The sequence below is a fragment of the Mycolicibacter sinensis genome (genome assembly GCF_001667945.1).
In the GTDB taxonomy this organism is placed as follows: Bacteria; Actinomycetota; Actinomycetes; order Mycobacteriales; family Mycobacteriaceae; genus Mycobacterium; species Mycobacterium sinense_B.
In genome coordinates this window covers 18,995-43,738 of record NZ_LZJK01000008.1, presented here as the reverse complement: position 1 = coordinate 43,738, position 24,744 = coordinate 18,995, and the positions used below count along the sequence as shown (strand labels likewise).

13 protein-coding genes and 2 riboswitches are annotated in these 24,744 nt (G+C 70.5%); of the genes, 7 read left to right on the top strand and 6 right to left on the bottom strand.

Annotated elements, in window-relative coordinates:
* The 5 genes from A5694_RS24855 to A5694_RS00325 all read left to right on the top strand — a co-directional run.
* On the top strand, positions 1-2,736 hold a 2,736-nt coding region (locus A5694_RS24855), incomplete at its 5' end, for a hypothetical protein (protein ID WP_207515886.1).
* A gap of 551 nt (positions 2,737-3,287) precedes the next feature.
* Positions 3,288-8,027, top strand: a complete 4,740-nt coding sequence (locus A5694_RS23830; protein ID WP_064919869.1) for a hypothetical protein — start codon at positions 3,288-3,290, stop codon at positions 8,025-8,027.
* A 242-nt stretch (positions 8,028-8,269) separates the two neighbouring features.
* Positions 8,270-9,748 carry a M28 family metallopeptidase gene (locus A5694_RS00335; protein WP_109535539.1) on the top strand — a complete coding sequence of 493 codons (1,479 nt, stop codon included), beginning with the start codon at positions 8,270-8,272 and terminating at the stop codon, positions 9,746-9,748.
* Positions 9,745-11,202: a M28 family peptidase gene (locus A5694_RS00330; RefSeq protein WP_064919868.1), complete on the top strand. Its 1,458-nt coding sequence runs from the start codon at positions 9,745-9,747 to the stop codon at positions 11,200-11,202. Before A5694_RS00335 ends, A5694_RS00330 begins: the two co-directional genes overlap by 4 nt.
* 109 nt (positions 11,203-11,311) lie before the next feature.
* Positions 11,312-12,601: a TetR/AcrR family transcriptional regulator gene (locus A5694_RS00325; RefSeq protein ID WP_234787886.1), complete on the top strand. Its 1,290-nt coding sequence runs from the start codon at positions 11,312-11,314 to the stop codon at positions 12,599-12,601.
* Between the two features lie 26 nt (positions 12,602-12,627).
* On the opposite strand, the gene A5694_RS00320 is transcribed toward A5694_RS00325, so the two are convergent.
* The 4 genes from A5694_RS00320 to thiC all read right to left on the bottom strand — a co-directional run bounded on the left by A5694_RS00320 (position 12,628) and on the right by thiC (position 17,254).
* The gene (locus tag A5694_RS00320) at positions 12,628-14,112 is read right to left on the bottom strand and encodes a flavin-containing monooxygenase (RefSeq protein WP_064919867.1); all 1,485 of its coding nucleotides are present in this window, start codon (positions 14,110-14,112) and stop codon (positions 12,628-12,630) included.
* Between the two features lie 54 nt (positions 14,113-14,166).
* Positions 14,167-14,784: an alpha/beta hydrolase family protein gene (locus A5694_RS00315; RefSeq protein ID WP_064919866.1), complete on the bottom strand. Its 618-nt coding sequence runs from the start codon at positions 14,782-14,784 to the stop codon at positions 14,167-14,169.
* Positions 14,781-15,611, bottom strand: a complete 831-nt coding sequence (thiD, locus tag A5694_RS00310) for a bifunctional hydroxymethylpyrimidine kinase/phosphomethylpyrimidine kinase (protein ID WP_064919865.1) — start codon at positions 15,609-15,611, stop codon at positions 14,781-14,783. Before thiD ends, A5694_RS00315 begins: the two co-directional genes overlap by 4 nt.
* Positions 15,611-17,254, bottom strand: coding sequence for a phosphomethylpyrimidine synthase ThiC (gene thiC, locus A5694_RS00305; RefSeq protein WP_064919876.1), 1,644 nt, complete (start codon positions 17,252-17,254; stop codon positions 15,611-15,613). Before thiC ends, thiD begins: the two co-directional genes overlap by 1 nt.
* Positions 17,248-17,354: riboswitch (TPP riboswitch) on the bottom strand. (Overlaps the previous gene by 7 nt.)
* A gap of 149 nt (positions 17,355-17,503) precedes the next feature.
* Here thiC and A5694_RS00300 point away from each other — a divergent pair.
* Together A5694_RS00300 and A5694_RS00295 are read left to right on the top strand one after the other, a co-directional pair.
* The gene (locus tag A5694_RS00300) at positions 17,504-19,339 is read left to right on the top strand and encodes an MFS transporter (protein ID WP_082952431.1); all 1,836 of its coding nucleotides are present in this window, start codon (positions 17,504-17,506) and stop codon (positions 19,337-19,339) included.
* 33 nt (positions 19,340-19,372) lie between these two features.
* Positions 19,373-19,541, top strand: a riboswitch (M-box (ykoK) riboswitch).
* 229 nt (positions 19,542-19,770) lie between these two features.
* Positions 19,771-19,974 (top strand): Rv1535 family protein, encoded by a 204-nt coding sequence (locus tag A5694_RS00295; RefSeq protein WP_064919864.1) that lies wholly within the window; start codon positions 19,771-19,773, stop codon positions 19,972-19,974.
* A 3-nt stretch (positions 19,975-19,977) separates the two neighbouring features.
* Here A5694_RS00295 and A5694_RS00290 read toward each other — a convergent pair whose 3' ends face one another.
* Positions 19,978-20,253, bottom strand: coding sequence for a hypothetical protein (locus A5694_RS00290; protein ID WP_064919863.1), 276 nt, complete (start codon positions 20,251-20,253; stop codon positions 19,978-19,980).
* Positions 20,250-24,743: a cation-translocating P-type ATPase gene (locus A5694_RS00285; protein ID WP_165605175.1), complete on the bottom strand. Its 4,494-nt coding sequence runs from the start codon at positions 24,741-24,743 to the stop codon at positions 20,250-20,252. Before A5694_RS00285 ends, A5694_RS00290 begins: the two co-directional genes overlap by 4 nt.
* Position 24,744 lies beyond the last annotated feature (1 nt).

Here is a 24,744-nt window from a genome sequence, read left to right as displayed (position 1 = left end):
GGTGGTGATGGCAACGGTGGTAACGGCAGCAACGGTGGTAATGGCGGCAATGGTGGTGCGGGTTCGTCGATCCTGGGTCTTGGCGGCAACGGTGGTGCTGGGGGTGCGGCCGGCAACGGTGGCGACGGCGCGACCGGCACCGCTGCCAATGTCAACGGCGGCGCGGGCGGCAATGGCGCGGCTCCGGGCACCGGCGGCAAGGGCGGCGTGGGTGCGAGCTTGTTCGGGGGCAGTGGCAGCGATGGCGCCCGCGGTGGCGGCGGCAACGGCGGCAACGGCGGAGCCGGTTATGACGCGGCCGCCGATGCCAATGCGTTGGCCGGTGCCAACGGCGGCAACGGTGGTCTAGGTGGCAACGGTGGGGCCTACGGCAACGGCGGCAACGGCGGTGCCGGCGGCAACGGCGTAACCGGCGCCAACGGCGTGAACGGTGCGCCTGGGGCCGCGTTGAACACCGATGCCGGTGCTGGTGGTCGCGGTGGCGACGGCGGTGCCGGCGGCAACGGCGGAACCCAGGCGGGTAACGGCGGGGCTGGTGGCGCCGGCGGTAACGGAGCTGGCGGCGGGACCGGTGGTAACGGCTACATCGCCAGTTACGGTGAGAACATCGCGGAAGACCTTGCCCGAGGTGGCAACGGTGGTGCGGGCGGTGCGGCGGGCAACGGTGGTGCCGGCGGCGACGCCTTGTCCAGCGCTGGGCACGGCGGAGACGGCGGGAGCGCAGGCACCGCAGGTAACGGCGGCAATGGCGGTATCGGTGGAGTCAAGAACAACGGCCTGACCAATATCGACAACTACGGATCGGCCGGTAGAGGCGGCGACGGTGGCGCCGGGGGTAACGGCGGCGCTGCCGGAGCCGGCGCCGGTGGCAACGGGGTGCTCGGTGAGGCAAGTGACGGCGGCAACGGCGGCGACGGCGGTGCGGCGTCTCCCTACATCGACAGGATTGATAACCCGCTGACCGATGACGAACATGTCCCCACGCCGGACGGGGTTCCGCATGGCGGCGGCCGCGGCGGTGACGGCGGTACCGGCGGCAGCGGCCTGCATGCCGGCAATGGTGGCGCCGGCGGTAACGGCGGGGCGGGCTTCAGCGGCGACGAGAGCTCGGCCGGCGCGGGCGGGGCCGGCGGTAACGGCGGCGCCGGTGGCGACGCTGTCTCGGTGGCCGACGGCGGCGATGGTATCGGCGGTAATGGCGGAGCTGGCGGCCACGGTGGTGCTGGCGGACAGGGCAACCTCGATGCCGGCGCAAACTTCGGGAAGGGAATCGTCTCTGGCGGCGCTGGCGGTAACGGTGGTACCGGGGGCGCCGGGGGCGCCGGAGCAGGAGCTGGCGGGCGCGACGGCAACGGCGGGGCCGGCGGTAACGGTGGTGCCGGTGGCGCCGGTATCGATGGCGGGACCACCTACAGCGACGGTTCGCTGAATTACCACGGCGGCGATGCCGGCAACGGCGGCAATGGCGGCGCCGGCGGCGATGGCTACAACTCCGGCAACGGGGGCAATGCCGGCGTAGGTGGTGCAGGGGGTAGCGGCGCCGACGGTTCCAACGCAGCCGGTGGCATCGCAGATGGTGGCCACGGCGGCAAGGGCGGTAACGGCGGCGACGCCGGCGTCGCCGGCACCGCGAACGGGGGCAGCACCGGCAGCGACGGTGCCGTGGCCGACGGCGGAGCAGGCGGTAACGGCGGCAACGGTGCCGGCAATGTCACCGGTGTGACCGGCGGCGGCGCCGGAGGTAACGGTGGCGCCGGCGGTATCGGTGGCGGCGGCACCCACACCGCCGGCAACGGAGGCGCTGGTGGCGTCGGCGGTGAGGGCGGCTCCGGACGGATCGGTGCTGACCCGAGCACCGGTTTGAGCGCCACCGGTACCGGCGGCGGTTACGGCGGCATCGGCGGGGCCGGTGGCGCCGGCGGTACCGCTAGGGCCGACGACGGCATCGGCGGCAACGGTGGTGCCGGCGGCACGGGCGGCAACGGTGGCGTCGCCGGTGCGGCGCAGCACACCGACGCCGGCCATGCCTATTCGCAGCATGCTCAGTTCGGGGGTGCCGGTGGCGCGGGTGGCGCCGGTGGTGCCGGGGGTGCTGGTGGGGTGAACGGCCACGTCGGCAATGGTGCTGACGGTGGCGCTGGCGGCAACGGTGGTGACGCCTTCACCGCGACGCCGACCGACTACAACGGCGGACTGGTCGACGTCGCCGGCGGTGCCGGCAACGGCGGCAACGGTGGCGCCGGTGGGGCCGGCTTCACCCCGGGTGATGGTGGTGCCGGTGGTAACGGTGGCAACGGCAACACCGTGACGGTCAATGCGCCGGGCGGTACCGGTGCTACCGGGATCACTGGTAGCGGTGCGATCGCGGGCGCCGGCGGTGATGGCGGTGCCGGTGGTGCCGCGATCGGTGGTGGCACCGGTGGCGCCGGTGGTGCGGGTGGCAACGGTGGTATCGCCGGCGGCGACAACGCCAACGTGGTGGCCGCGACCGGTGGTGCCGGTGGTGCTGGCGGTGCTGGGGGCGCCAGTGACAGCGGCACCGGCGGTGTCGGTGGTAACGGTGGCGCCGGCGGCGACAGTGAGACCACGGGCGGTGGTGCCGGTGGTGTCGGCGGTAGTGGCGGTACCGGTGGTGCGTCCGGGGCCACTTCCGGCGACAGTGGTGCTGTCGGTGGTGCGGCGAGTGGTGCCACGGGCGGTGCCGGCGGCACCGGCGGGGCCGGGGCCACTCCCTAGGAGCGGCGCCATATGACGAGTCGGTCAGGCCCCGCGCGAAGCGTGCGGGGCCTGACCGCGAATTAGCCGGGCAAGCTAGGACGTCACTGAGACATCGTGGGTACGCCCAGAGCTAGCACGACTGCCGGTGGTGCGGTGCCCGGCCCACTTGGTAGGAGTCGATCGGTGAAGCTCCGCGCCCGACCGGATCAGGCGCGGAGCTTCACCGTCCGCTGATGAGAGCCCTGAGACCGTCCGCCGCGACATTCGCACAACTCAGGCCAGCGGCATAGGTGGGGCTACTTCTACTCGCGCCAAGAACTGGCGTGCTGATTCGCCCACCGCCCAGAGAAAAAATACCAAACGAATGAAACCAGCGCAGTTACTGAACTTTCGGTAGACAATTGACGCGCGCGCAAGTACTGTGCTCTTCCTGAGGGCCCTATTAACAACGGCCTTCCACCGTTTCGGATTTATTGGAAGGTCAGGGTTTCGACATGGTCGTTCGGCGCGGCGTCACGGGCAGCGGCACTGTAGGCAGGGGCGGTTCGAGTCGGCGGAGCCGGCGGATCGTGGGTGCGTCCTCGGCTGTCGGAGCGTTTCTGGCTTTCGGGATGGCGCCGCTGGCGTCGGCGCCGGCAGCCAACGCCGACTTCGACGACTTCATTTCTGATCTGTTCGAGCCGAGTGCCTGGGGCAATTTGTCGAACGATTTCAACGGCTTGTTCACCGGTTCGGACTGGGGTGTCGGCGCGGCAGACGCCTCGGGCCTGGATCTGGCCGAGATGTGGGACGCCTACTTCTATATGCCGCTGCACGACAGTCTGCAGGACTGGATCAACTCTGACTTCGGCTCACAGGTCCCCGCCATGGCCACCGTTGCCACCGTCGGCACCAAGGCCGCCGGCACCACCGTCACCGCCGTTGCCGATACCCCCGGCATGACCGCCGTTACCGCCGGCAACGGTGGCAACGGTGGTAGCTCGGGTCAGGCGCAGGACTTCTTCGGCATGGGCGCCGTGGGCAACGGCGGCGACGGTGGTATCGGCGGTGCTGGCTGGACCGGCACCAACGGGGCGACCGGCAGTACGCCTGGGGCCAATGGTGGCAATGGGGTGGCCGGCACCAACGGTGGAAACGGTGGTGCCGGTGGTGCCGGTTCATCGATCCTGGGGATCGGCGGCAACGGTGGAGCCGGCGGTGTCGGTGGCAATGGCGGCAATGGCGGTGCCGGGGCGACGGGCGCCGCCGGCACGTTCGACAACAACGGTGACGGCAACGGCGGCGGCGGCGGTAACGGTGGTGACGGGGCGCTTGGTGGTAACGGCGGCAAGGGCGGGGCGGCCGGCGTGGGTGCGTCGTTGTTCGGTGGTAGCGGTACCGCGGGTGTCGGCGGTAACGCGGGCAATGGCGGGGCGGCCGGGCTGGCCGGTGACGGTGGGGCCGGCGCGGCCGGGACCGCTGCACATCTCGATGGCGGCAACGGCGGCCAGGGTGGCGACGCGGGCACCGGTGGCGCGGCGGGCAGCGCTGGCACCGGCTCGACCAACGGCCAGGCTGGCACGGCGGGCAGCTTGCCGACGGTTCCAACCGGCAACGGCGGCGCCGGTGGCAACGGCTACGACGCGTCGAGCGATGTCAATGCGGTGGCAGGCGCCTCTGGAGGCAACGGCGGTAACGGCGGCCACGGCGGGTCCTACGGCAACGGTGGCCATGGCGGGAACGGCGGTACCGGCGCGGCCGGAGCTGGCGGTGCCGACGGAGCTTTGAGCGGCAACACCGTCACGCAGAGCCCGACCGCCGGGCAGGCCGGCGGCAACGGCGGCAACGGCGGCGCCGGCGGCAACAGCGGTACCAATGCCGGCAACGCCGGCGCCGGCGGGGATGCCGGCAACGGCGCCGACGGCGGCACCGGCGGCCACGGCGTCCAGATCCCCATCAACCAGAACTTCGGGAACGTCAGTGGGCCGAATTCCAACGGCGCGCTCGGTGGGGCTGGCGGATCCGGCGGCAACGGTGGGGCCGGCGGCAAGGCACTGTGGGACGGCGGGAACGGCGGCAACGGCGGCAACGCCGGCACGGGCGGTAACGGCGGTACGGGCGGCCAAGCCGGCGACCACGACAACAACTTCGCGACTGTCGACGGGAGCGGTAACGGCGGCGCCGGTGGTGCCGGTGGCGACGGCGGCAACGGCGGTGTTGGAGGCACCGGCGGAGCCAACGCCGTAGACGGCACCCTGGGCAACGGCGGCAACGGCGGCAACGGCGGCGACGGCGGCAAGGTGTTCGACGGCGCCACCACCGGTCAAGACGCAAACCCGGTTAAGCCGCCGGCGCACGGCATCGGCGGTGACGGCGGTGTCGGTGGCAACGGCGGTACCGGCCATCACGCGGGTACCGGCGGCAACGGCGGCAACGGCGGTGGCGGCGGATCCGTTCCGCTCGATGAGGACGGCAACCCGATCGGCGGCGTCAACGGTGACGCCGGCGGAAACGGTGGCAACGGCGGTGCCGGTGGCGCCGGCACGTCAGTGCCCAACGGTGGTGACGGCAACGGCGGCGCCGGTGGCAACGGTGGCAACGGCGGACGCGGCCAGGACGGCGCCTCCTATGAGGCTTTGAGCGGCCTCAACCGAGCTACCGCGGCCCCCTTCGGTCCCCGCGACGCCAACGCCGGCGGCGCCGGCGGCAATGGTGGTGATGGCGGTGCCGGCGGTGCGGCCGCCGGTGGCGCGGCCGGGCAGCAGGGCAACGGCGGCAACGGTGGCGACGGCGGCACTGGTGGCGCCGGCGGCGACGGCGGTGTCACGTTCGGCAATGGCACAACGCTGACCAACGGCACCGACGGCGGCGCGGGCGGGGCCGGCGGTCTGGGCGGTTCCGGTCACAACGCGGGCAACGGCGGCAACGGTGGTGTGGGTGGCAACGGCGGCAACGGCGCTGACGGCACCGCCGCGCACCCGGACGGCTACAGCGGTGGCGACGGCGGCGACAACGGTGTCGGCGGAGCGGCTGGTACCGCGCACGGGGGTGCGGACGGTACCGCTGGTGACAGCAGCCCGGGCAGCGGCGGTAACGGTGGTAACGGCGGTAACGGTTACGACCCGTCCACCGATCCCAACGCGGTCGCCGGTGCCAACGGCGGAAACGGCGGCAACGCCGGCAACGGTGGCGATTACGGCAACGGCGGCAACGGCGGCAACGGCGGAAGCGGTAGCGCCGGCGCCAACGCCACGGCCCTCGGTGCCGACGGCCAGGCCGGTGGGGCCGGGGGCAACGGCGGCGCCGGCGGGTCCGGTGGGGCCCACGCAGGCAACGGCGGCAACGGCGGCAATGCGGGCAGCGGCGCCACCGGCGGCACCGGCGGCCGCGCCGCGGTGACCACGGGCGCATCCGGCCCCACCGTCGGCGGTGCCGGCGGTGCGGGCGGTGACGGCGGTACTGGTGGAGCGGCAGGGACCGCTACCGCCGGAACAGCGGGTCAGCTGGGTAATGGCGGTAATGGCGGTAACGGTGGTACCGGCGGCCAGTCCGATGACGGCATCCCGGCGTTCCCGAACAGCTTCAGCAGCGCGGGCGGCGTCGGCGGTGCTGGCGGCCAGGGCGGCACCGGCTATCAGGCCGGCGACGGTGGTGCGGGCGGTGCCGGCGGCGCGGCGTCGTCCACACCTGCCCTCAATGGCAACGGTGGACCCGTCCTTGGAGGCGCCGGCGGTCACGGCGGCAGCGGTGCGGACGCCATCGCCGGCGGGAACGGTCACGGCGGCGACGGCGGTGCCGGCGGTAACGGCGGTGCCCCGAACTACAACGCGGCCCCCGGCGGGTCGAGCACGGGCGGTGCCGGTGGTACCGGCGGCAATGGCGGCAGCGGTCTGGGCGCCTCCGGCGTCGGCGGCAATGGCGGGGCCGGAGGCAACGGCGGAGCACTGACGACCAGCACCGGATACAACACCCACGGCGGCGTCGGCGGCCAGGGCGGCGACGGCGGCGCGGGCGATCCCAGCGGCACCCTCGGCACCGGCGGCAGCGGGGGAGCCGGCGGCAACGGCGGAGATGGTGGCAACGGCGCGAACCTGGCGACGTCAGTCAACGTCATCCAATTGGGCAATGTCGTCAACGGTGGCAACGGTGGCGCCGCCGGTGCCGGCGGCACGGGCGGTGACGGCTTCAACGCCGGCGCCGGCGGCGATGCCGGAACGGCTGGGAACGGTGGAAACGGCGGCAATGTGGGCACCGCTTTCGAGAACCACGACGGCGGTAACGGCGGTAACGGCGGCCACGGCGGCAGCGGCGGCCTCGCCGGAACAAGCCACGGCGGTACCACCGGGACCGACGGCGCCGACTCGGACGGCGGTGACGGTGGTGACGGTGGCAACGGCTTCGGCGGCTCCGCCGGCGGCGACGGCGGTGATGGCGGCAACGCCACGGGCGAGGGCACGACTGGTGGTCACGGCGGCAACGGCGGCCACGGCAGTGTCGGCACAGGTAGTAGGTCCGGCGCCGGCGGTAACGGTGGTGCGGGCGGTGCCACCTCGGGTGTCGGCAGTACCGGCGGTGCCGGTGGTGACGGCGGTGCGGGCGGCGATGCCGGTCGGAGCGCACAACTCGGCGGTGCCGGCGGTAATGGAGGTGCTGGCGGTGCCGCCACTGGTACCGGTAGCACCGGCGGTGCGGGCGGTGCCGGCGGGCACGGGGGCAACCCGTTGGTCAATGTGACCATCGGCGGTAGAGGTGGCGCCGGTGGTGTCGGGGGCAGCGGCGACACCGGCGGCAACGGCGGCGAAGGCGGTGCCGGTGGCACCACTACTGATGACACCATCACCACCGACTTTGCCGGAGCCGGTGGTGCCGGCGGGGCCGGCGGTGCCGGTGACGCCGGGGATGGCGGCCACGGCGGTAACGGCGGCGATGGCGGCGACACTCGCGACAGCGCCGACTTCAAAGTCAGCGGTGCAGGTGGAGCCGGTGGTGCGGGCGGCAGCAGCAACTCCGGTGCCGGCGGCGACGGCGGTAACGGCGGTGCCGGCGGAACCGGACAGATCGGTGGTAAGGGCGGCGCCGGCGGCAGTGGTGGCACGGGAGGCACAAGCCAGACCGGTGCCGGCGGTAACGGCGGCAGCGGGGGCGACGGGGGTAACGGCAGCATCGGACCCAACGCGATCCAGCAGCCTGGTGGTTCCGGCGGCAACGGCGCTAACGGCGGGGCATCCGGGTCGACGGCCGGTGAAGCAGGCACATCCGGCAGCCCGCAGAACAACGGTGGCGGCGGCGCCGGTGGCGCCGGTGGCGCCGGCGCCCAGCCCACGCCATAGGAGTCGCTCGGTAACAAGGAGCGCAGCAGCCCCGCGCGGCATAGCCGTGCGGGGCTGCTGCATCGGCGCCAGGCGTCGCGGCTTGTGGGCAACATGGCCAGTACCGAACGGCTCCGCTTTGGAGTGCAGCCACGTTGGCGCGTATACGAACGTGGACGTGACTTCGACGCCCAGCCGTGCCTGGCAGAAATCCAACGCGCGCACCCACTAACGTGGACGCGGTGGATTACCAGAAGAAACTGATGCCCGTTTTCGGCGCCGTGCTGCTCGGCGCGCTGTTCACCGGCGGTTGCAGCAGCACGCCGGTACACACCGAACAGGCACCGGACGCCGCCGCGGCCACCGAGTTCGCCAAGACGCTTAGTGACAAGGTCACCATCGACGCGATGATGGCGCACCTGCAGAAGCTGCAGGACATCGCCAACGCCAACAACGACACCCGCGCCGTCGGCACTCCCGGCTACGACGCCAGCGTCGACTACGTGGCCAACACCTTGCGCGAGCACGGTTTCGACGTCGAGACCCCGGAATTCATCGCCCGGGTGTTCAAGGCCGAAAAGGGCTCGGTGCAGCTCGGCGACAAGACCGTGGAAGCTCGCGCCCTGCAGTACAGCCTCGGAACCCCGCCCGAGGGTGTGACCGGACCGCTGGTCGCCGCGCCGGCCGATGACAGCCCGGGCTGTAGCGCAGAGGATTACGAGGGCCTGGCCGTCAAGGACGCCGTCGTGCTGGTCGACCGCGGAACCTGCCCGTTCAAGGAGAAGATGGCCGTCGCCGTCGAGAAGGGCGCGGTGGCGATGGTGGTCGCCGACAGCATCGACGAGGAGAAGATGGGCGGCACGCTGGGCGAGGCCACCGAGGTCAAGATCCCGGTGGTGAGCGTGACCAAGGCCGACGGTGCGATGCTGCGCGCTGGGCACGGCACCATGACCGTCAAGCTCGACGCGCACACCGACGAGATCCCGGCGCGTAACGTGATCGCCCAGACCAAGACCGGATCGACCGAGAACGTGGTCATGCTCGGCGCCCACCTGGACAGCGTCCCCGAGGGGCCTGGCATCAACGACAACGGATCCGGGGTCGCCGCGGTGCTGGAAACTGCTCTGCAACTTGGTGACTCGCCGCAGGTGAACAATGCGGTGCGGTTCGGGTTCTGGGGCGCCGAAGAGCTCGGCCTGATCGGTTCGCGCAAATACGTCGAGTCGCTCGACATCGAGCAGCTCAAGAACATCGCGCTGTATCTGAACTTCGACATGCTCGGCTCGCCGAACCCCGGTTACTTCACCTACGACGGCGACCAGTCGCTGGACGCCGATAAGCGCGGACAGCCGGTGGTGCCGGAAGGCTCGGCCGGCATCGAGCGCACCCTGGTGGCCTATCTCAAGTCCGCCGGCAAGGAGGCGCGCGACACATCGTTCGACGGTCGTTCCGACTACGACGGATTCACGCAGGCCGGCATCCCGTCCGGCGGATTGTTCTCCGGTGCCGAGGTGAAGAAGTCGGCCGAGGAGGCCAAGCTGTGGGGCGGTGCCGCCGATGAGCCGTTCGACCCGAATTACCACCAAAAGGGCGACACCATCGACAACATCGACCGCGACGAATTGGCCGTCAACGGCCGAGGCGTCCCCTACGCCGTCGGGCTGTACTCCCAGGACCTCAGCGGCCGCAACGGTGTTCCGGTCCGGGACGACCGCACCCGCCACCTCGTCACCACCCCGTGATCCGTCCGGCGGGCGCCCTACTGCTGGCAACCGCCCTGTTGGCCGGCTGCTCGCCGGAGCCCGCCGGGCCGCCGCTGTCGAATCGGCTTGCCGGTCAGGTCACGCTCGACGCGATGCTGGTGCACCTGCAACGGTTGCAGGAGATCGCCGACGCGCACCAACATCACCGGGCCGATGGCACGCCGGGCTTCGACGCCAGCGTGGACTACGTGGTCAACGCGTTGCGGGACAAAGGTTTTGATGTCGAAACCCCCGAGCTCACCCGGCTGGACACCACGTCGCCGGGCAAACCGACGTTGACCGTCGGCGGTATCGGCTACCCCGTCGACCAGGCGTCGCTGCTGGTGCGCACCCCGGCTGGGGGAGTGAACGGGCCGGTGGTCCGCCCGACCCGGTCGACCGGTTGTGCGGCGGCCGACTATCCGGCCACGGCGCCCCGCGGCGGTATCGCCGTGGTCAGCGACGCCGGCTGCTCGGTGGTGGTCAAGCAGAACGTGGCCGCGCAGCGCGGTGCCGCCGCCCTGATCGTGGTCAGCCTGCCCAGCCGCAACGGCGCGCCAGCCGGCCTGTTCCCGCCGGACTACTACGACCAGCTGAGCCTGCCGGTGGCGGTGACCGGCCGCGACGGGGACCGCGCGCTGCGCGGCGCCACCGGCACGGTGCGGCTGGTGTTAGACGCCACCACCGTCAAAGTCACCTCCCGAAACATCCTGGCGCAGACCAAAACCGGCTCTCAGCATGACGTCGTGATGGTTGGTGCGCACTTGGATGGCGTGGCGGATGGGCCGGGGATCAACGACAACGGCACCGGGGTGGCCGCGGTGCTCGAGACCGCGCTACAGCTGGGACCGTCGCCCGCGGTGACCAACGCGGTGCGGTTCGCGTTCTGGGCGGGAGAAGAACAACAGCTCGGTGGCTCCACCGATTACGTCTTCCGGCTCGACCGCGAGGCACTCAACGACATCGCGGTCTATCTCGACTTCGACATGCTCGGCTCCTCGAATGCCGGCTTCTTCACCTACGACGGTGACCAGTCGGCGCTGCCGAGCCGCGACATCGCCCCGGCCGACGTGCCCGCCGGATCCGCCGGTGTGGAACGCACCCTGGCCGGCTACCTCAACCTGGCAGGTGTGCGGCCCGCCGACATGCCGTTGAGCAGCGACCACGACTACAGCCCGTTCGTGGTGGCCGGAGTTCCGATCGGCGGGATCACGACCGGGGCGTCCCAGCTCAAGACCACCGCCCAGGCCCGGCTGTGGGGCGGTACACCCGGGACCGCGTTCGATCCGAATTATCACCGTCCCGGCGACACCATCGACAACATCGATCGGCATGCGCTGGCGCTCACCGGATCCGCGGTCGCGTTCGCGGTGGCCACCTACGCGGAGTCCGCCGGGGGGCCCAACGGGGTTCCGCCCCGCGACGCGCGCCACCGGGTACCGTTGGCCCCGTAGCCGTTGCGGCCAGCCAAGTCCGGAGCGCAGCACCTTGCGCTGCGTTATTCACCCGGGTGTGTTAATAATGCTCTGAAAGTGACAGGCCCGGCCGGGAGTTGATTAAGGGGTGGTTATCACGCTTGGTGCCACGAACGACCCGGCCGGACGTACGGGTGCCCACATCAGGCGGCGCCCCAAAGACCGCAAAGCACAGATCACCCGTGCGGCGGCGGAAGCGTTCAGTGCGCAGGGCTACCACGCGACCAGCATGGAGGCGATCGCCTCACGAGTGGGGATCTCCGCGCCCGCGCTGTACCGGCACTACCCCAGCAAGTACGACATGTTCGCCGTCGTCGTCGGTGCGCTCGGCCAGCAGTTGCTTGACTGCACGGCCTTCCTCGACGACCTCTCCGACGCCGCGTTAGAGCAGGATCCGGCGGCGGTCATCGACCAGATCGTCGAGGGGCTGCTGGCTACGGCAATCCGCAACCGGGAGGCCGGCGGGTTGTACCGGTGGCAGGGCCGTTACCTGCAGCCCGACGACCAGGCCAAGCTGATGGCGCAGATGCGCACGGTCATTCGGCGCATCGAACGTCCGATCGGCGCGCTGCGCCCGGAGCTGAACTCCGCGGAACGCTGGACCTTGGCGTCGAGTCTGCTCAGTGTCGCCGGCAGCATCCTCGGCCACCGGCTGCGTCTGCCCGACGAAGAAGTCCAGCCCTTGCTTGTCGAGACCGCGCGGGCGGTGGTGGCCACCCGGCTGCCGCAACCGGAAGAGGTCGGGGTCAATCGCCTGGCGGTGTGGCGCCTCTTCACACCGGACGCCGGACCCTATGAGGCTCTGCTGCACGCGGCGATCCTGCTGTTCGGCAAGCAAGGCTACGCCGAGACCAGCGTCACCGAGATCGCCGAGGCCGTCGGCGTCCCGGCCTCCGGGGTGTACCGGTATTTCTCCAGCAAAGCCGATATCTTGACGACGGGTCTGCAGCGCGCCATGGACCGGATCGCCGGGGAGATGTCGGCGATCGCGAGTGTCTTCGCCGACCCGCGGGAGGCGCTGACCCGCCTGGTGGAGGCCTATGTGGCGACGGTGTTCGCCAATCCCGAGCTGGCGGCCGTGTACGACACCGAGCGGGTGAACCTCGCATCGCCCGAGCGGGAGCTGCTCCGGGACTCCGAGCGCGGTTTCATGGACACCTGGGCCAAGCCACTGATCATGGTGCGGCCGGGACTGGACAGCGACCACGCGCGGTTCCTGGTGCATGTGCTGGCGGTACTGCTGGATGACATGGGCCGGGTGGTCCGTGAACATGCGGCGAAGTACGGCGAGGACGCCGCCCCCGGCGGGCCGGGCTATGCCCAGGCCTGCCTGCGCAAACTGATGGAATCCATTTTGCTGGGGCCGGCTGACGGCTGAGGCCTATCACCGAGTCGTCGCGCGGCTCAAGCGATTTGGTAGTCCTCCAACGGAAACCGGGAGCCCTCGCGCACCGCGTTACGCACCGAGGTGGGCCGCAGCAGTGATGCTTCGCCGCTGTGGTTGAAGTAGTAGGAGCGTGAGGTGGCACAGTCGCCGGCGTAGAACACCGAGCGGTCCAGCCGCTTGGTCATCTCGTCGAGGAAGCGGGCGTTGGCGGCCTCGGTGACCTCGAAGGTCGTCGCGCCGCGGCGCTGCACTTCGCCGAACAGCCGGCCCATGTGGCGCATCTGGTATTCCATCGTGTTGAAGAACGACAGGCCGCAGAACGCATACGGGCTGGCCAGGCTCAAGAAATTCGGGAAGGCCGGAATCGACACCCCCTGGTAGGCCTGGAACCGGTTCTCCCGCCACCACTTACCCAGATTCCGCCCGTCGCGTCCGACGATCTCGATCGCCGGGAAGTTGGCCTCCCACAGATCGAATCCGGTGGCCAGCACCAGCGTGTCGATGTGGCTCTTGCGCCCGTCGACGGTGACGATCCCGTCCGGTTCGACCCGCTCGATCCCAGCCGTCTCCAGGTGCACGTGCGGCTTGGTGAAGGTGCGGTAGTAGTCGTTGGACCAGCTGGGCCGTTTACAACCGATGTCGTAGCTCGGGGTGAGTTTGGCGCGCAGCTCCTTGTCGCGGATCGAGATGAACCGGTGGATCTTGCACAGGTCCATCGCGGCGACCGAAAGCCGCCGGAAGTACGGGAAATTGAGCACCCCGACGAACGTCATGAATTCCAGCAGATTGTCGGTCACCCACCGCAGCGCCCGCTGAGCGAGCGGGACGCGCGCGAACAGCCGCTGCACGGCGGGGGAGAACCCGAAGTCCAGCTTGGGGGCCACCCAGATCGGCGTGCGCTGATACACCGTGAGGTCACCGACCGTCTTGGCCAGCTCCGGGATCAGCTGCACCGCGGTGGCGCCGGTGCCGATCAGCCCGACCCGGCGGCCGGCGAAGTCGTGCTGAGCGTCCCAGGCGGTGGTGTGCACCACCTTGCCGGCGAACCCGGCGATTCCAGGGATGTCCGGGGTGTGCGGCTGGGACAGGAACCCGGTCGCGGTGATCAGGTAACGAGCGCTCAGGGTTGCACCGTCGGCCAGGCTCACCTGCCAGCACTGGGCCTCCTCGTCCCAGCGGGCGCCCTCGACGGTGGTGTTGAATCGCATGTGGCGGCGCACGTCGTACTTGTCGGCGACGTGCTCGGCGTAGCGTTTGAGCTCCGCGCCGGTGGCGAACAGGCGCGACCAGTGCGGGTTGGGCTCGAACCAGTAGGAGTAGGTGGTCGACGGGATGTCGACGGCCAGGCCGGGATAGCGGTTGACGTGCCAGGTCCCGCCCAGATCGTCTTCGCGCTCCAGCAGGACGATGTTGTCATATCCGAGCTTCTTGAGCTCGATCGCCGCGCCCATCCCACCGAAGCCCGCACCCACGATGACGACGTCGAAGCGCTCCGTACTCATGAAAATCTACGGTACCTGACTCGCCAGTAACCAGCGAAGTTCACCGGAGGGTGTTCAGCCCAGTAGTCGCAGTGCGGCGTCGACCGCCAGGGCCGGCACGTCCAGGGTTTTGGAGGCGAGGTCGTGGCGGGCACCGGTGATCTCCACGACCTGGTGCGGCGCCGGGATCAACGCGGCGGCGGTGCGCAGCTCAGCGGGCGTGCCGAAGGGATCCGAGGTGCCGTGGGTGAACACCGTGGGCACGCCGATGTCGGGCAGGTGGTCGGTGCGGGTGCGCTCCGGCTTGCCGGGCGGATGCAGCGGGTAGGAGAACAACGCCAGCAGGTCGACCGGGGCGCCGCCGGCGGCCACCACCATCGAGGTCTGCCGGCCGCCGTAGGAGTGCCCGCCGGCGATCAGCGGACCATCGGCCAGCCCGCGGGCATACCCGATCGCCGAGGTGATGCCGTCCCGGTCGCCGGCCCCCGACCCCGACGGTGGTCCCTTCGGGCGCCGTCGGCGAAACGGCAGGTCGTAGCGGATCGCCAGAAAACCGCGCCGCGCCCACTCGTCGCACAGCCGGTGCAGCATCGGTGAATCCCGGTTGCCGCCGGCGCCGTGGGTAAGTAGCACGATGCCCTTCGGGGTGCCGGCGGGGTGGTGGCTGATTCCGGCGATGTCCTGGAGAGTCATCGCGTCAACCGGAACAGCGGCGAGACCGGACCGTGCCCGTGGCCCAGCGGGTACGCGGCGCGCAGGCACTCGGTCACCCAGCGTTTGGCGAAGGCCACCGCGTCGGGCACGGAGTACCCGTGCGCCAGCGCGCATGCGGTCGCTGCGGCCAGCGTGTCTCCCGCGCCGTGGTCGTCGGCGGTGGCCACGCGTGGCGCCGGAAACTCCCGAAAGCCGGTGCCGTCGTAGAGCAGATCGGGACTGTGCTGCGCCGACGGCAAGTGCCCGCCTTTGACCAGCACCCATCGTGGCCCCAGGGCATGCAGTGCCCGGGCGGCCGCCCGCTGCGATTCGGCATCGACGACCTCGACGCCGACCAGCAGCCGTACCTCGTGCAGGTTAGGAGTCACCAGGGTAGCCAGCGGAAACAGCTTGTCGCGCAGCGCGTCTAGAGCCGAATCGGCCAGCAGTGCATCACCGTGCATGGACGCTGACACCGGATCGACCACGAGTGGAACCGACAGATGGAGTGCTCGCCACGTCGCGGCCACGCCCGTGATGATCTGCGCCGAGGCCAGCATCCCGGTCTTGGCGGCCTGAATCCCGATGTCGGGCACCACCGCTTCGACCTGCGCGGCGACGATGTCAGGAGGCACCTCGTGAAAGCTCTTGACGCCCACCGTGTTCTGCACCGTCACCGCCGTGACCGCGACGCAGGCATGCACGCCGAGCAGCGCGCAGGTGCGCATGTCGGCCTGAATGCCCGCGCCGCCGCCGGAATCCGACCCCGCGATGGTCAGCACCCGCGCCGGTGTCGACCCGGGCGGGGTCAGCGGCAGGAACTCCACTAGGAGGAGATGGGCAGGTATACCCGGTTGCCGTGTTCGGCGAACTCGGCCGACTTCTCGTCCATGCCCTTGGCGATGGCGGCGTCGATCTCCTCCTGGGTTTGCAGCCCGTGCTCACTGGCGTAGTCGCGCACGTCCTGGCTGATCCGCATCGAGCAGAACTTCGGCCCGCACATCGAGCAGAAGTGCGCGGACTTGGCCGGCTCGGCCGGCAGGGTCTCGTCGTGGTATTCGCGTGCAGTGTCGGGATCCAGCGACAGCGCGAACTGGTCATACCAGCGAAACTCAAAGCGCGCCTTGGACAGTGCGTTGTCGCGGTCCTGGGCGTGGGGGTGCCCTTTGGCCAGGTCGGCGGCGTGTGCGGCGATCTTGTAGGCGATCACCCCGTCCTTGACGTCCTTGCGGTCCGGCAACCCCAGGTGCTCCTTGGGGGTCACGTAGCACAGCATGGCGGTGCCGGCCTGCGCGATGATCGCCGCGCCGATCGCCGAGGTGATGTGGTCGTAGGCCGGCGCGATGTCAGTGGCCAGCGGCCCGAGGGTGTAGAACGGCGCCTCGTCGCACAGCTCCTCCTCCAATCGCACGTTCTCGACGATCTTGTGCATCGGAACATGCCCCGGACCCTCGATCATCACTTGGGCGCCACGGGATTTGGCGATCTTGGTCAGCTCGCCCAGGGTGCGCAGCTCGGCGAACTGAGCCTCGTCATTGGCGTCGGCGATGGACCCGGGCCGCAGTCCGTCGCCGAGGGAGAACGTGACGTCATAGCTGGCCAGGATGTCGGCGAGCTCTTCGAAGTTCGTGTAGAGAAAGGATTCCTGATGCCGCGACAGGCACCACGCCGCCATGATCGAGCCGCCGCGGGACACGATGCCGGTGACCCGCTTGGCGGTCAGCGGCACATACCGCAGCAGCACCCCGGCGTGCACGGTCATGTAGTCCACACCCTGCTCGCACTGCTCGATCACGGTGTCGCGGTACAGCTCCCAGGTCAGCTTCGTCGGATCGCCGTTGACCTTCTCCAGTGCCTGGTAGATCGGCACCGTGCCGACCGGCACCGGGGAGTTGCGCAGGATCCACTCCCGGGTTTCGTGGATGTCCTTACCGGTGGACAGGTCCATGATGTTGTCGGCGCCCCAGCGGGTGGCCCACACCATCTTGTCGACCTCTTCGCCGATCGAGCTCGTCACCGCGGAGTTGCCGATGTTGGCGTTGATCTTCACCTTGAACGCCTTGCCGATGATCATCGGCTCCAGTTCCGGGTGGTTGTGGTTGGCCGGGATCACCGCGCGGCCGCGGGCGACCTCGTCGCGCACCAGCTCGGCGGGGAAACCTTCGCGGGCGGCGATGAACGCCATCTCGGCGGTGATCTCCCCGGCGCGGGCGCGCTGCAGCTGGGTGCCGCGGTCGCGCACCACGCCCGGGCGGGCCGGCAGGCCCCGGTGCAGGTCGATCACCGCGTTGGCATCGGTGTAGGGACCGGAGGTGTCGTAGAGGTCGAAGTGCTCGCCGTTGGTCAGATTGACCCGGCGGAACGGCACCTTCATCGCCACGCCGCCGGGGGCCTCGATCTCGCGATAGACCTTCTCGCTGTAGGGGATGGGCCCGGTGGTCACCTGCGGCTCGACGGCTACATCGGTCATGTTCTTCCTCTCCCTTGCCGGCATTACCCGGTCAGGTTCGTACGGTCGACGGCCCCGGCCGTCCTCTCAGCGCACTGGTTGCGCTCCCGCGGTGTGGATTTCTGCCCTGCAACTACTGCACTGCCACGCTATCGCAGCACGGCAGCCGATGTAAGGCGCTGACCTGGCTGCGCGCGGCGCAGATTAGGCATCCGATCCTTTGCATAGCTAATATATGTGCCTTGGCTTAGTGAAAGATGCGGGTGAGCTATGACAGCGCAGATCGAGAGGACGAATGTCGATCCCGGCGCGCTAGCCACCTCCCGTCGCCGGCTGCGCTACGACCGCGACCACCCGCGCTACAAGTGGATCGCGCTGTCCAACACCACCCTGGGCGTGCTGCTGGCCACCATCAACGGCTCGATCGTGCTGATCTCGTTGCCGGCGATCTTCCGCGGCATCGGCCTGAACCCGCTGGACCCGGCGAACGTCAGCTACCTGTTGTGGATGCTGATGGGCTACCTGCTGGTCTCGGCGGTGCTCGTGGTCTTCTTCGGCCGGCTCGGCGACATGTTCGGGCGGGTGCGCATCTACAACGCCGGTTTCGTGGTGTTCACGGTCGCGGCGATCGCGCTGTCGATCGACCCGTTCGACCTGGGGCCCGGCGCGCAGTGGCTGATCGGCTGGCGAGTGGTGCAAGGGGTCGGCGGGGCGATGCTGTTCGCCTCGTCGTCGGCGATCCTCACCGATGCCTTCCCGGCCAATCAGCGCGGCATGGCGCTGGGCGTCAACCAGGTGGCGGCGGTCGCCGGGTCCTTCGTCGGCCTGCTGCTCGGCGGGCTGCTCTCGGAATGGGACTGGCGGGCGGTGTTCTGGGCGGGGGTGCCGATCGGCGTGCTGGGCACCATCTGGTCGGTGCGCTCACTGCACGAACTCGGTGAACGGGCACCGGCCAAGTTGGACTGGGCAGGCACCGTGACGCTGGGACTCGGCCTGACCGTGCTGCTGACCGCGATCACCTACAGCATTCAGCCGCACGGGAATTCGCCGACCAGCTGGACCAGCCCTGCCGTTCTAGGCGCGTTGGGCCTCGGGGTAGCGCTGCTGGTGCTGTTCTGCGTCATCGAACTGCGAGTGGCCGCCCCACTGCTCGATGTGCGGTTGTTCCTGATCCCGGCATTCGGCATGGCCAACGTGGCGGGGCTGATGTCGGCGATCGGGCGCGGCGGGCTGCAGTTCATGCTGATCATCTGGCTGCAAGGCATCTGGTTGCCGTTGCACGGGTACAGCTTCGAATCCACCCCGCTGTGGTCGGGGATCTATCTGCTGCCGATGACGGCCGGGTTCCTGCTGGCCGGACCGGTGGCCGGGTCGCTGTCGGACCGCCATGGCGCCCGGCCGTTCGCCGTGGGCGGCATGGTGCTGATGGCGGCGACATTCGTGGCGTTGGTGCTGCTCCCGGTGGACTTCGACTACCGGGTGTTCGCGGCGCTGGTGTTCCTCAACGGGCTCGGCGGCGGCATCTTCACCGCCCCCAATAGCGCCGTGGTCATGTCGAGCGTGCCGGCCGATCAGCGCGGAGCCGCGTCGGGCGTGCGGGCCACGTTCTTCAACGCCGGCACCTCGCTGTCGATCGGGGTCTTCTTCTCACTGATGGTGATCGGCCTGGCCAACACGCTGCCCGCGGCGATGGGCGCCGGGCTGCAACAGCAGGGCGTGTCGGCCGCGGTGGCCGATGAGGTGGCCGGGACGCCGCCGGTGGGCAGCCTGTTCGCGGCATTTCTGGGCTACAACCCGATCGCCGAGCTGCTGGGGCCCTCCGGAGCGCTGGATCAGCCCGGCGTCAATGCCCAGGCGCTGACCGGGCACACCTTTTTCCCGCAGCTGATCTCCGGGCCGTTCCACACCGGGCTGGCGGTGGTGTTCGCCGCCGCGGCGGTGATGATGGTGCTCGGTGCGCTGAGCTCCTGGGTGGCTCCGGGGCGCTACGCGGCCGAGCCGGTGAACCTGTCCGACACCAGCCTGGGCAGCAACGTCGCGGAGCCCGATTCGGGCGCATCCGCGCACGTCAAGCCGGTCCGACACGCCCGGGAATCACAGAGTTGACCGCGGCTTGACCGTCATGCACTATGGAGCACGCAAGCACCTCGTTAGGTGAGGCGTCTGCACGGACACAGGCCACTGACCCCGAACGTCGAAAGACGCCCCGGGTCAGGACAGCTCCTCCCGGCTTAAGGGTTGAGCCCAAGTGGCTTCCGAAATATGGACACGCCGTGTAGTGCCGAAGCTCTGACGAGAGGGGTGCGGTCTCCCGACAGTCGTCGGAGCTGCCTCCCGAGCATGCGGTGGAACCGGTACGCCCAAGCGTGCCCGCGACCGAGAGGAGGTGAGGGACGAATGAGTTCCGGTGATAGTCCGAGCCGATATCTGACGTCTGTTCCGTCCCCATCCGAACGGTCGCATACCGCCTCCAGCTGAGCCCCAACCCCGGACTCCTCGCTGGGCGCGTAGCGCCGTTACGCGACTAGGAGGCCATCATGGTTGCAATCGCTTACAACGACATCCCGGCGCCGGCCCCGCGTGCCGCGAGCACGGCGAAGAAGCTGGACCCCCGACGGGCTGCGCCCGCCGCGCCTGCCTCGGACCCGGTCGTCGACATGACCACCCGGCTGCTCAGCGGCCCCCTGCACCAGATGTATGCCCTCCTGTGGCGGGTCGGGGTGCTCAGCGTCGACCACTGAGGTCTAGACGTCTTCGAGGGCTTCGCCGAGTTGCTCGAGTACCTCGCTGCGGTGGTTGTTGGCCAGAATGTGGCCGGCAGCCACCGCAACGGCAACCGGCCAGTCGATGATCTCGAAGGCCGCCAGCAGCGCCAGCCCCCCGTAGTAGGCCAGCTGCTCGGGACGGGGCACCGTCACCTTGCCGACCAGCGGCAACTCGACCGCGAAGGTCTCCGCTTCGCGGATATGGGCCACCGCTTCCCGTTGCGACGCGCCACGCCGCGGCTTGTCCGCCATCATGAGCCTCCTGGTGGCGACGGGTCGCCGGATGATCGGGTCGCGGCCGTTCCGCGACGAGAGCCGGTGTCCCCATTGTGCACAAGCCGCAGTCGCGGCGCGGGGTGGCCGTTGGACCTTGGGGTGCCGTCCGGCTGGCGCGGCCCCGGCACCATGAACTCGGTGGGCTTGTCCGCGATGTCCTGCCAACTGGACAGCAGCCGGGGCACCACCGCCGCACCGACGGTGGCCACCGTCGCCGTACCCAGCGCCTGGGCCCAGCCCACCGGGCCCAACGGGGTGCAGCCCAACAGCTGACTGACACCGGGAATGGAGATCAACGTCCCCATCACGCCGAGCGAGCCGACCGCGGTCAGCACCACCAGCGCGTCGTGGGAGTCCAGCAGTGTCTGGCCCAGCTGGGCGGCCACCAAGGACACCAGGGCGACGGTCGACGCCCGCTGCTGGCGGCCGGTGAACGACGCCAACGCCCATGCGCCGACCGCCGACGACGCGGTGGTCACCCCGCGCACCGCGACCGCGCGCCACAGCGCGTCCGGGTCCGGCCCGCGAGCGGCCGACGCTGCGGACTCGCTCAGCTCGCTGACCGCCAGCGCAGTGGCCGGCAGCGCATCGGTGAGCATGTTCACCAGCAGCAGCTGGCGGGCGTTCAACGGTGAGCGGCCGGTGATCGCACTGCCGATGATCGCGAACGCCACCTCACCGGCGTTGCCGCCCAACAGCACCGCCACCGCGGCCTGCACCCGCTGCCACAGTTCGCGGCCCTCGTCGAGTGCGTCCAGCAGCGCATGCACCCGACCGCCGACCAGCACCACATCCGCAGCGGTGCTTGCCGATTCGCTGCCGTGCGCCACGACGGCGAGGCCCACGGTGGCCGCCCGGATCGCGGCCGCGTCGTTGGCGCCGTCGCCGACCATCGCCGACACCTTGCCGGTGCGCTCCAGGGTCTGGACGACCTGAACCTTGTTCTCCGGCGACATCCGGGCGAATACCACCTTCTCGTTCACCGCTTGCTCTTGGCCCTTGCGGGACAACGCATCCCAGTCCGTGCCGCTGATCACCTGATCGGCGCTGACGGCCAGTCCCATCTCCCGGGCGATCGCGGTAGCGGTGACCGGGTGGTCACCGGTGATCAGCCGCACCGGGATCTTGCGGCGGTCCAGTTCGGCCAACAGATCGGCGGCTTCCGGGCGCGGTGTGTCGGCGATCCCCAGCAGGCCGACGAAAGTCAGTCCGGCACCGCAGAATTCGGCGATGTCCTCCGGATCCGGATCATCGCCGAGGACGGCGACCTGTTCGCGGGACAGCTCGCGCCGGGCGACGGCGATCACCCGCAGGCCCTGGCCGGCCATGTCGAGCACCGTTCGGCGGATCGCCGGGTCACCGCCGCAGGCGGGCACTACCACCTCCGGGGCACCCTTGACGCACAGCTCGGCGCCGTCGACCGACGCCGAATAACTGCGGCCAGAGCGGAATGGCAGGTGGGCGACCTCGCCGCGATCAGGGTCCACCACTTCGGCGGCCACCGCGGCCTCGACGATCGCGGCATCGGTAGCGTGCACCTGCCGCCCGTTGGTCGCCGGCGCGGCGTGCGCTGCGGACGTCAAAACCTGGTCGGCCGAGTAACCCGGTGCGGGTTTGACCTGGGTCACCCGCAGCCGGTTCTGGCTCAGCGTCCCGGTCTTGTCGAAGCACACCACGTCGACGCGACCGAGCGCCTCCACCGAACGGGGAACACGTACCAGCACACCGGATTTGGTCAATCGGCGAGCGGATGCCTGCTGGGCGAGCGTCGCCACCAGCGGCAGCCCCTCCGGGATCGCCGCGACGGCGATCGCGATGCCGGACGCCACCGACTGGCGCAGCCCGATCCGCCGGAGCATGCCCAGCCCGGTCACCAGCGTCCCGCCGGCCAGGCTGATCCGCCACGCCTTGCTGGTCAGCAGGCTCAACTGGTGTTGCAAGCCGACCGCGGACTGCTCACCGGCGACCAGGTCGGCGGCCCGGCGACTGTAGGTGTCGCCCCCGGCGGCGGTCACCAGCGCCAACGCCGTTCCGGTGATGACCGTGGTGCCGGCGTAGACCATGCACTCGCGTTCCGGCAGTTCCGCCCCCGGGGTGGCCTCGACCTGCTTGACCACAGACAGGGATTCGCCGGTCAGTGAGGACTCGTCGACCTCGAGGTCGTCGGCGTCGATCAGTCGCCCGTCGGCGGGCACCACCTCATGCGAGCGGACCTCGATCAGTTCACCGGGCCGCAGATCTTCGGCGTTCACGTCGCAGTAGGTGCGGTCGTCGGTTGTGGCGCCCAGGATCACCTTGCGGGCGGGTGCCACCTGCTCGTTGAGCAGGACATTGAGCCGTCGCTCGGCCACCAGTCGCTGGGCGGCCGCCAGGACGGCGTTGCCGCCGAGCACCGAACCCACCAGGACGGCGTCGACCGGCGAGCCCAGCACCGCGCTGGCCGCTGCCCCCAACGCCAGCACCGGCGTGATCGGGTCGGATAGTTCACTGCGCACGGCCTGGGCGAACTGCCACAACAGCCGGGGCGGTGCGGTGCGCTGCGCGCCGCGGCGGGCCAGATCGACGGCGGCCAGCGCGGCCGCCGCCGCCGGAGCGCGGCGGGTCTCGGCCGGGACCTCCAGGTCCGGCGGCGGAAGTACCGCCTGTACCTGCTCGACCGACATCGCGTGCCATTCGTGCACCGCCGCCGGCCGCGGCGTCGCGGCATCCACCGCACGCCGGGCCAGCCAGTAGCCGGACAGCGCGCCGGCCGCCGCGCCGGTGGTCACCGGGCCGGGCCCGCGACCTCGCACCCCGGGCAGCATCAGCAGCGCACCCAACGTCGAAGCGCCGGTGGCGATCTCGACACCGCGGCGGGCGGCGGAGCGAGCCGCCGGCAGCGCGTGCAGCACTCGCCACGCGGCAGCCAGGTCGGTCAGCAACACGTCGGCACACCACGGCGGGCGATCCCGTCCCGGCAGGATGCCCAGCGCCACGTCGGCGGCCGCCAATGCTTCGACCGCGGCCGTCGACAGCACCGCGACATCGTGACCATCGGCCTGATAGGCGCTGACCGCGGCGACCAGCGCCTCGTCCACCGAGGCCCCGTCCAGTGGTCGGATGTCGTCGAAGATCGGGCGCAGCTCGCCGAGCGCCTCGGTCTCGACCGAGACCACTTCCACGTCGGCATGCCGGGCCTCGGTCACCACCGCGGCGGCCAACGGCAGCAGCGCGGGCTGGAACGACGCCTCGACGCCGGCGCGCGGACCGATCCGATGCCAGCCCGGTGTGAGGCCAGGGTCGCTCAGCCGGGCTTGGGCCTGCGCCCACACGGCGCGCAGCTCGTCGTCGTCGGCGCCGCGCACCTGCATCACCCGCAGGTCGTCGCCGCACAGCACCCGCGGATCGATGATCACGGTGTCGATCCGGTCGAGCTCACGCAGGCTGCCCGGCCGCAGCACCACGGCGCCGTGCTGGTCGGCCAGACCGCGGCCCAGGGTCGCGGCGAAGGACTCGCGCGCGGCGCGGGTGCCCTTCGGCGCGGCCACCGCCGCGGCGGTACCGGCCAGGTCGGGGCTGCGGGTGGCGGCGCCGATCACCCCGGCCCCGACGGCCTGCGCCCAGGCGCTACGGGTCAGATGCCGTTCGACCGGACCCGGCGGACGCGGCGCCGGCCGGGGCGGGACGGTCACCGCAGGGTGGTCGGCGTAGTCGGCGAGCTCGGGTTCGCAGCGGCGCCAGGCCCGCGCCGCGGCGCGTTCCTCCCCGGCGCGCATCGCCTCCATCGACAGGTCCACCGCCAGCGCGGTGGGTGCCTGGTTGAGGGTGTGCACGCCGGCACCGGCCAGCGATAGCAGGGCGTCGGTGGCCTGCTTGCCGATGCTCTCCTCGAGCAGGCGGCGCAGCCGCGGCTGGTAGTCGACGACGATGACGCCGGCTTCCAGGCCCAGCGGCAGCCCCGGCAACCGCAGCAGCCGGCCGAGGGTCGCCAAGCCCAGACCGGCGACGTTGGCGCCGACCGTCAACGCGCGTAACGCCTGCGTCATGCCGTCCCCGGGCAGGCTCGCCGGCGGGCGGCCACGGTGCGCCAGCCGACGGTACCGGTTCTCGGTGTCGGCGACGACGCGGCACAGCTCGCGCAACGAGACCACGTCGGCGGCGGACGAGTCCAGGCCGACCACCAGGCGCGACAACGGGTGGTTCAACCGGACGGAGGTGACCCCGGGTAGCGCCCGCGCCGCACCGAGCACGGCGGTTGCCAGCTCGGCTCCGGTCGGTCCGTCCAGCCCGCGCACCTCCACCCAGGCCCGCTGCTCGCCGCGGAAGCACCGCCGGGACAGCGACCACCCGGTCTCGGCATTGGGCAAGACCGCGCCGGCTAACCCGGCCGCAGTCTGCACCGATGTGTCTACCAGCGCGGAGGTGAGTTGGACACCGAAGTTCGCTGCGCGCAGCGGAAGAGAGTGCCTGACGGCACGGCCTAAATCCACT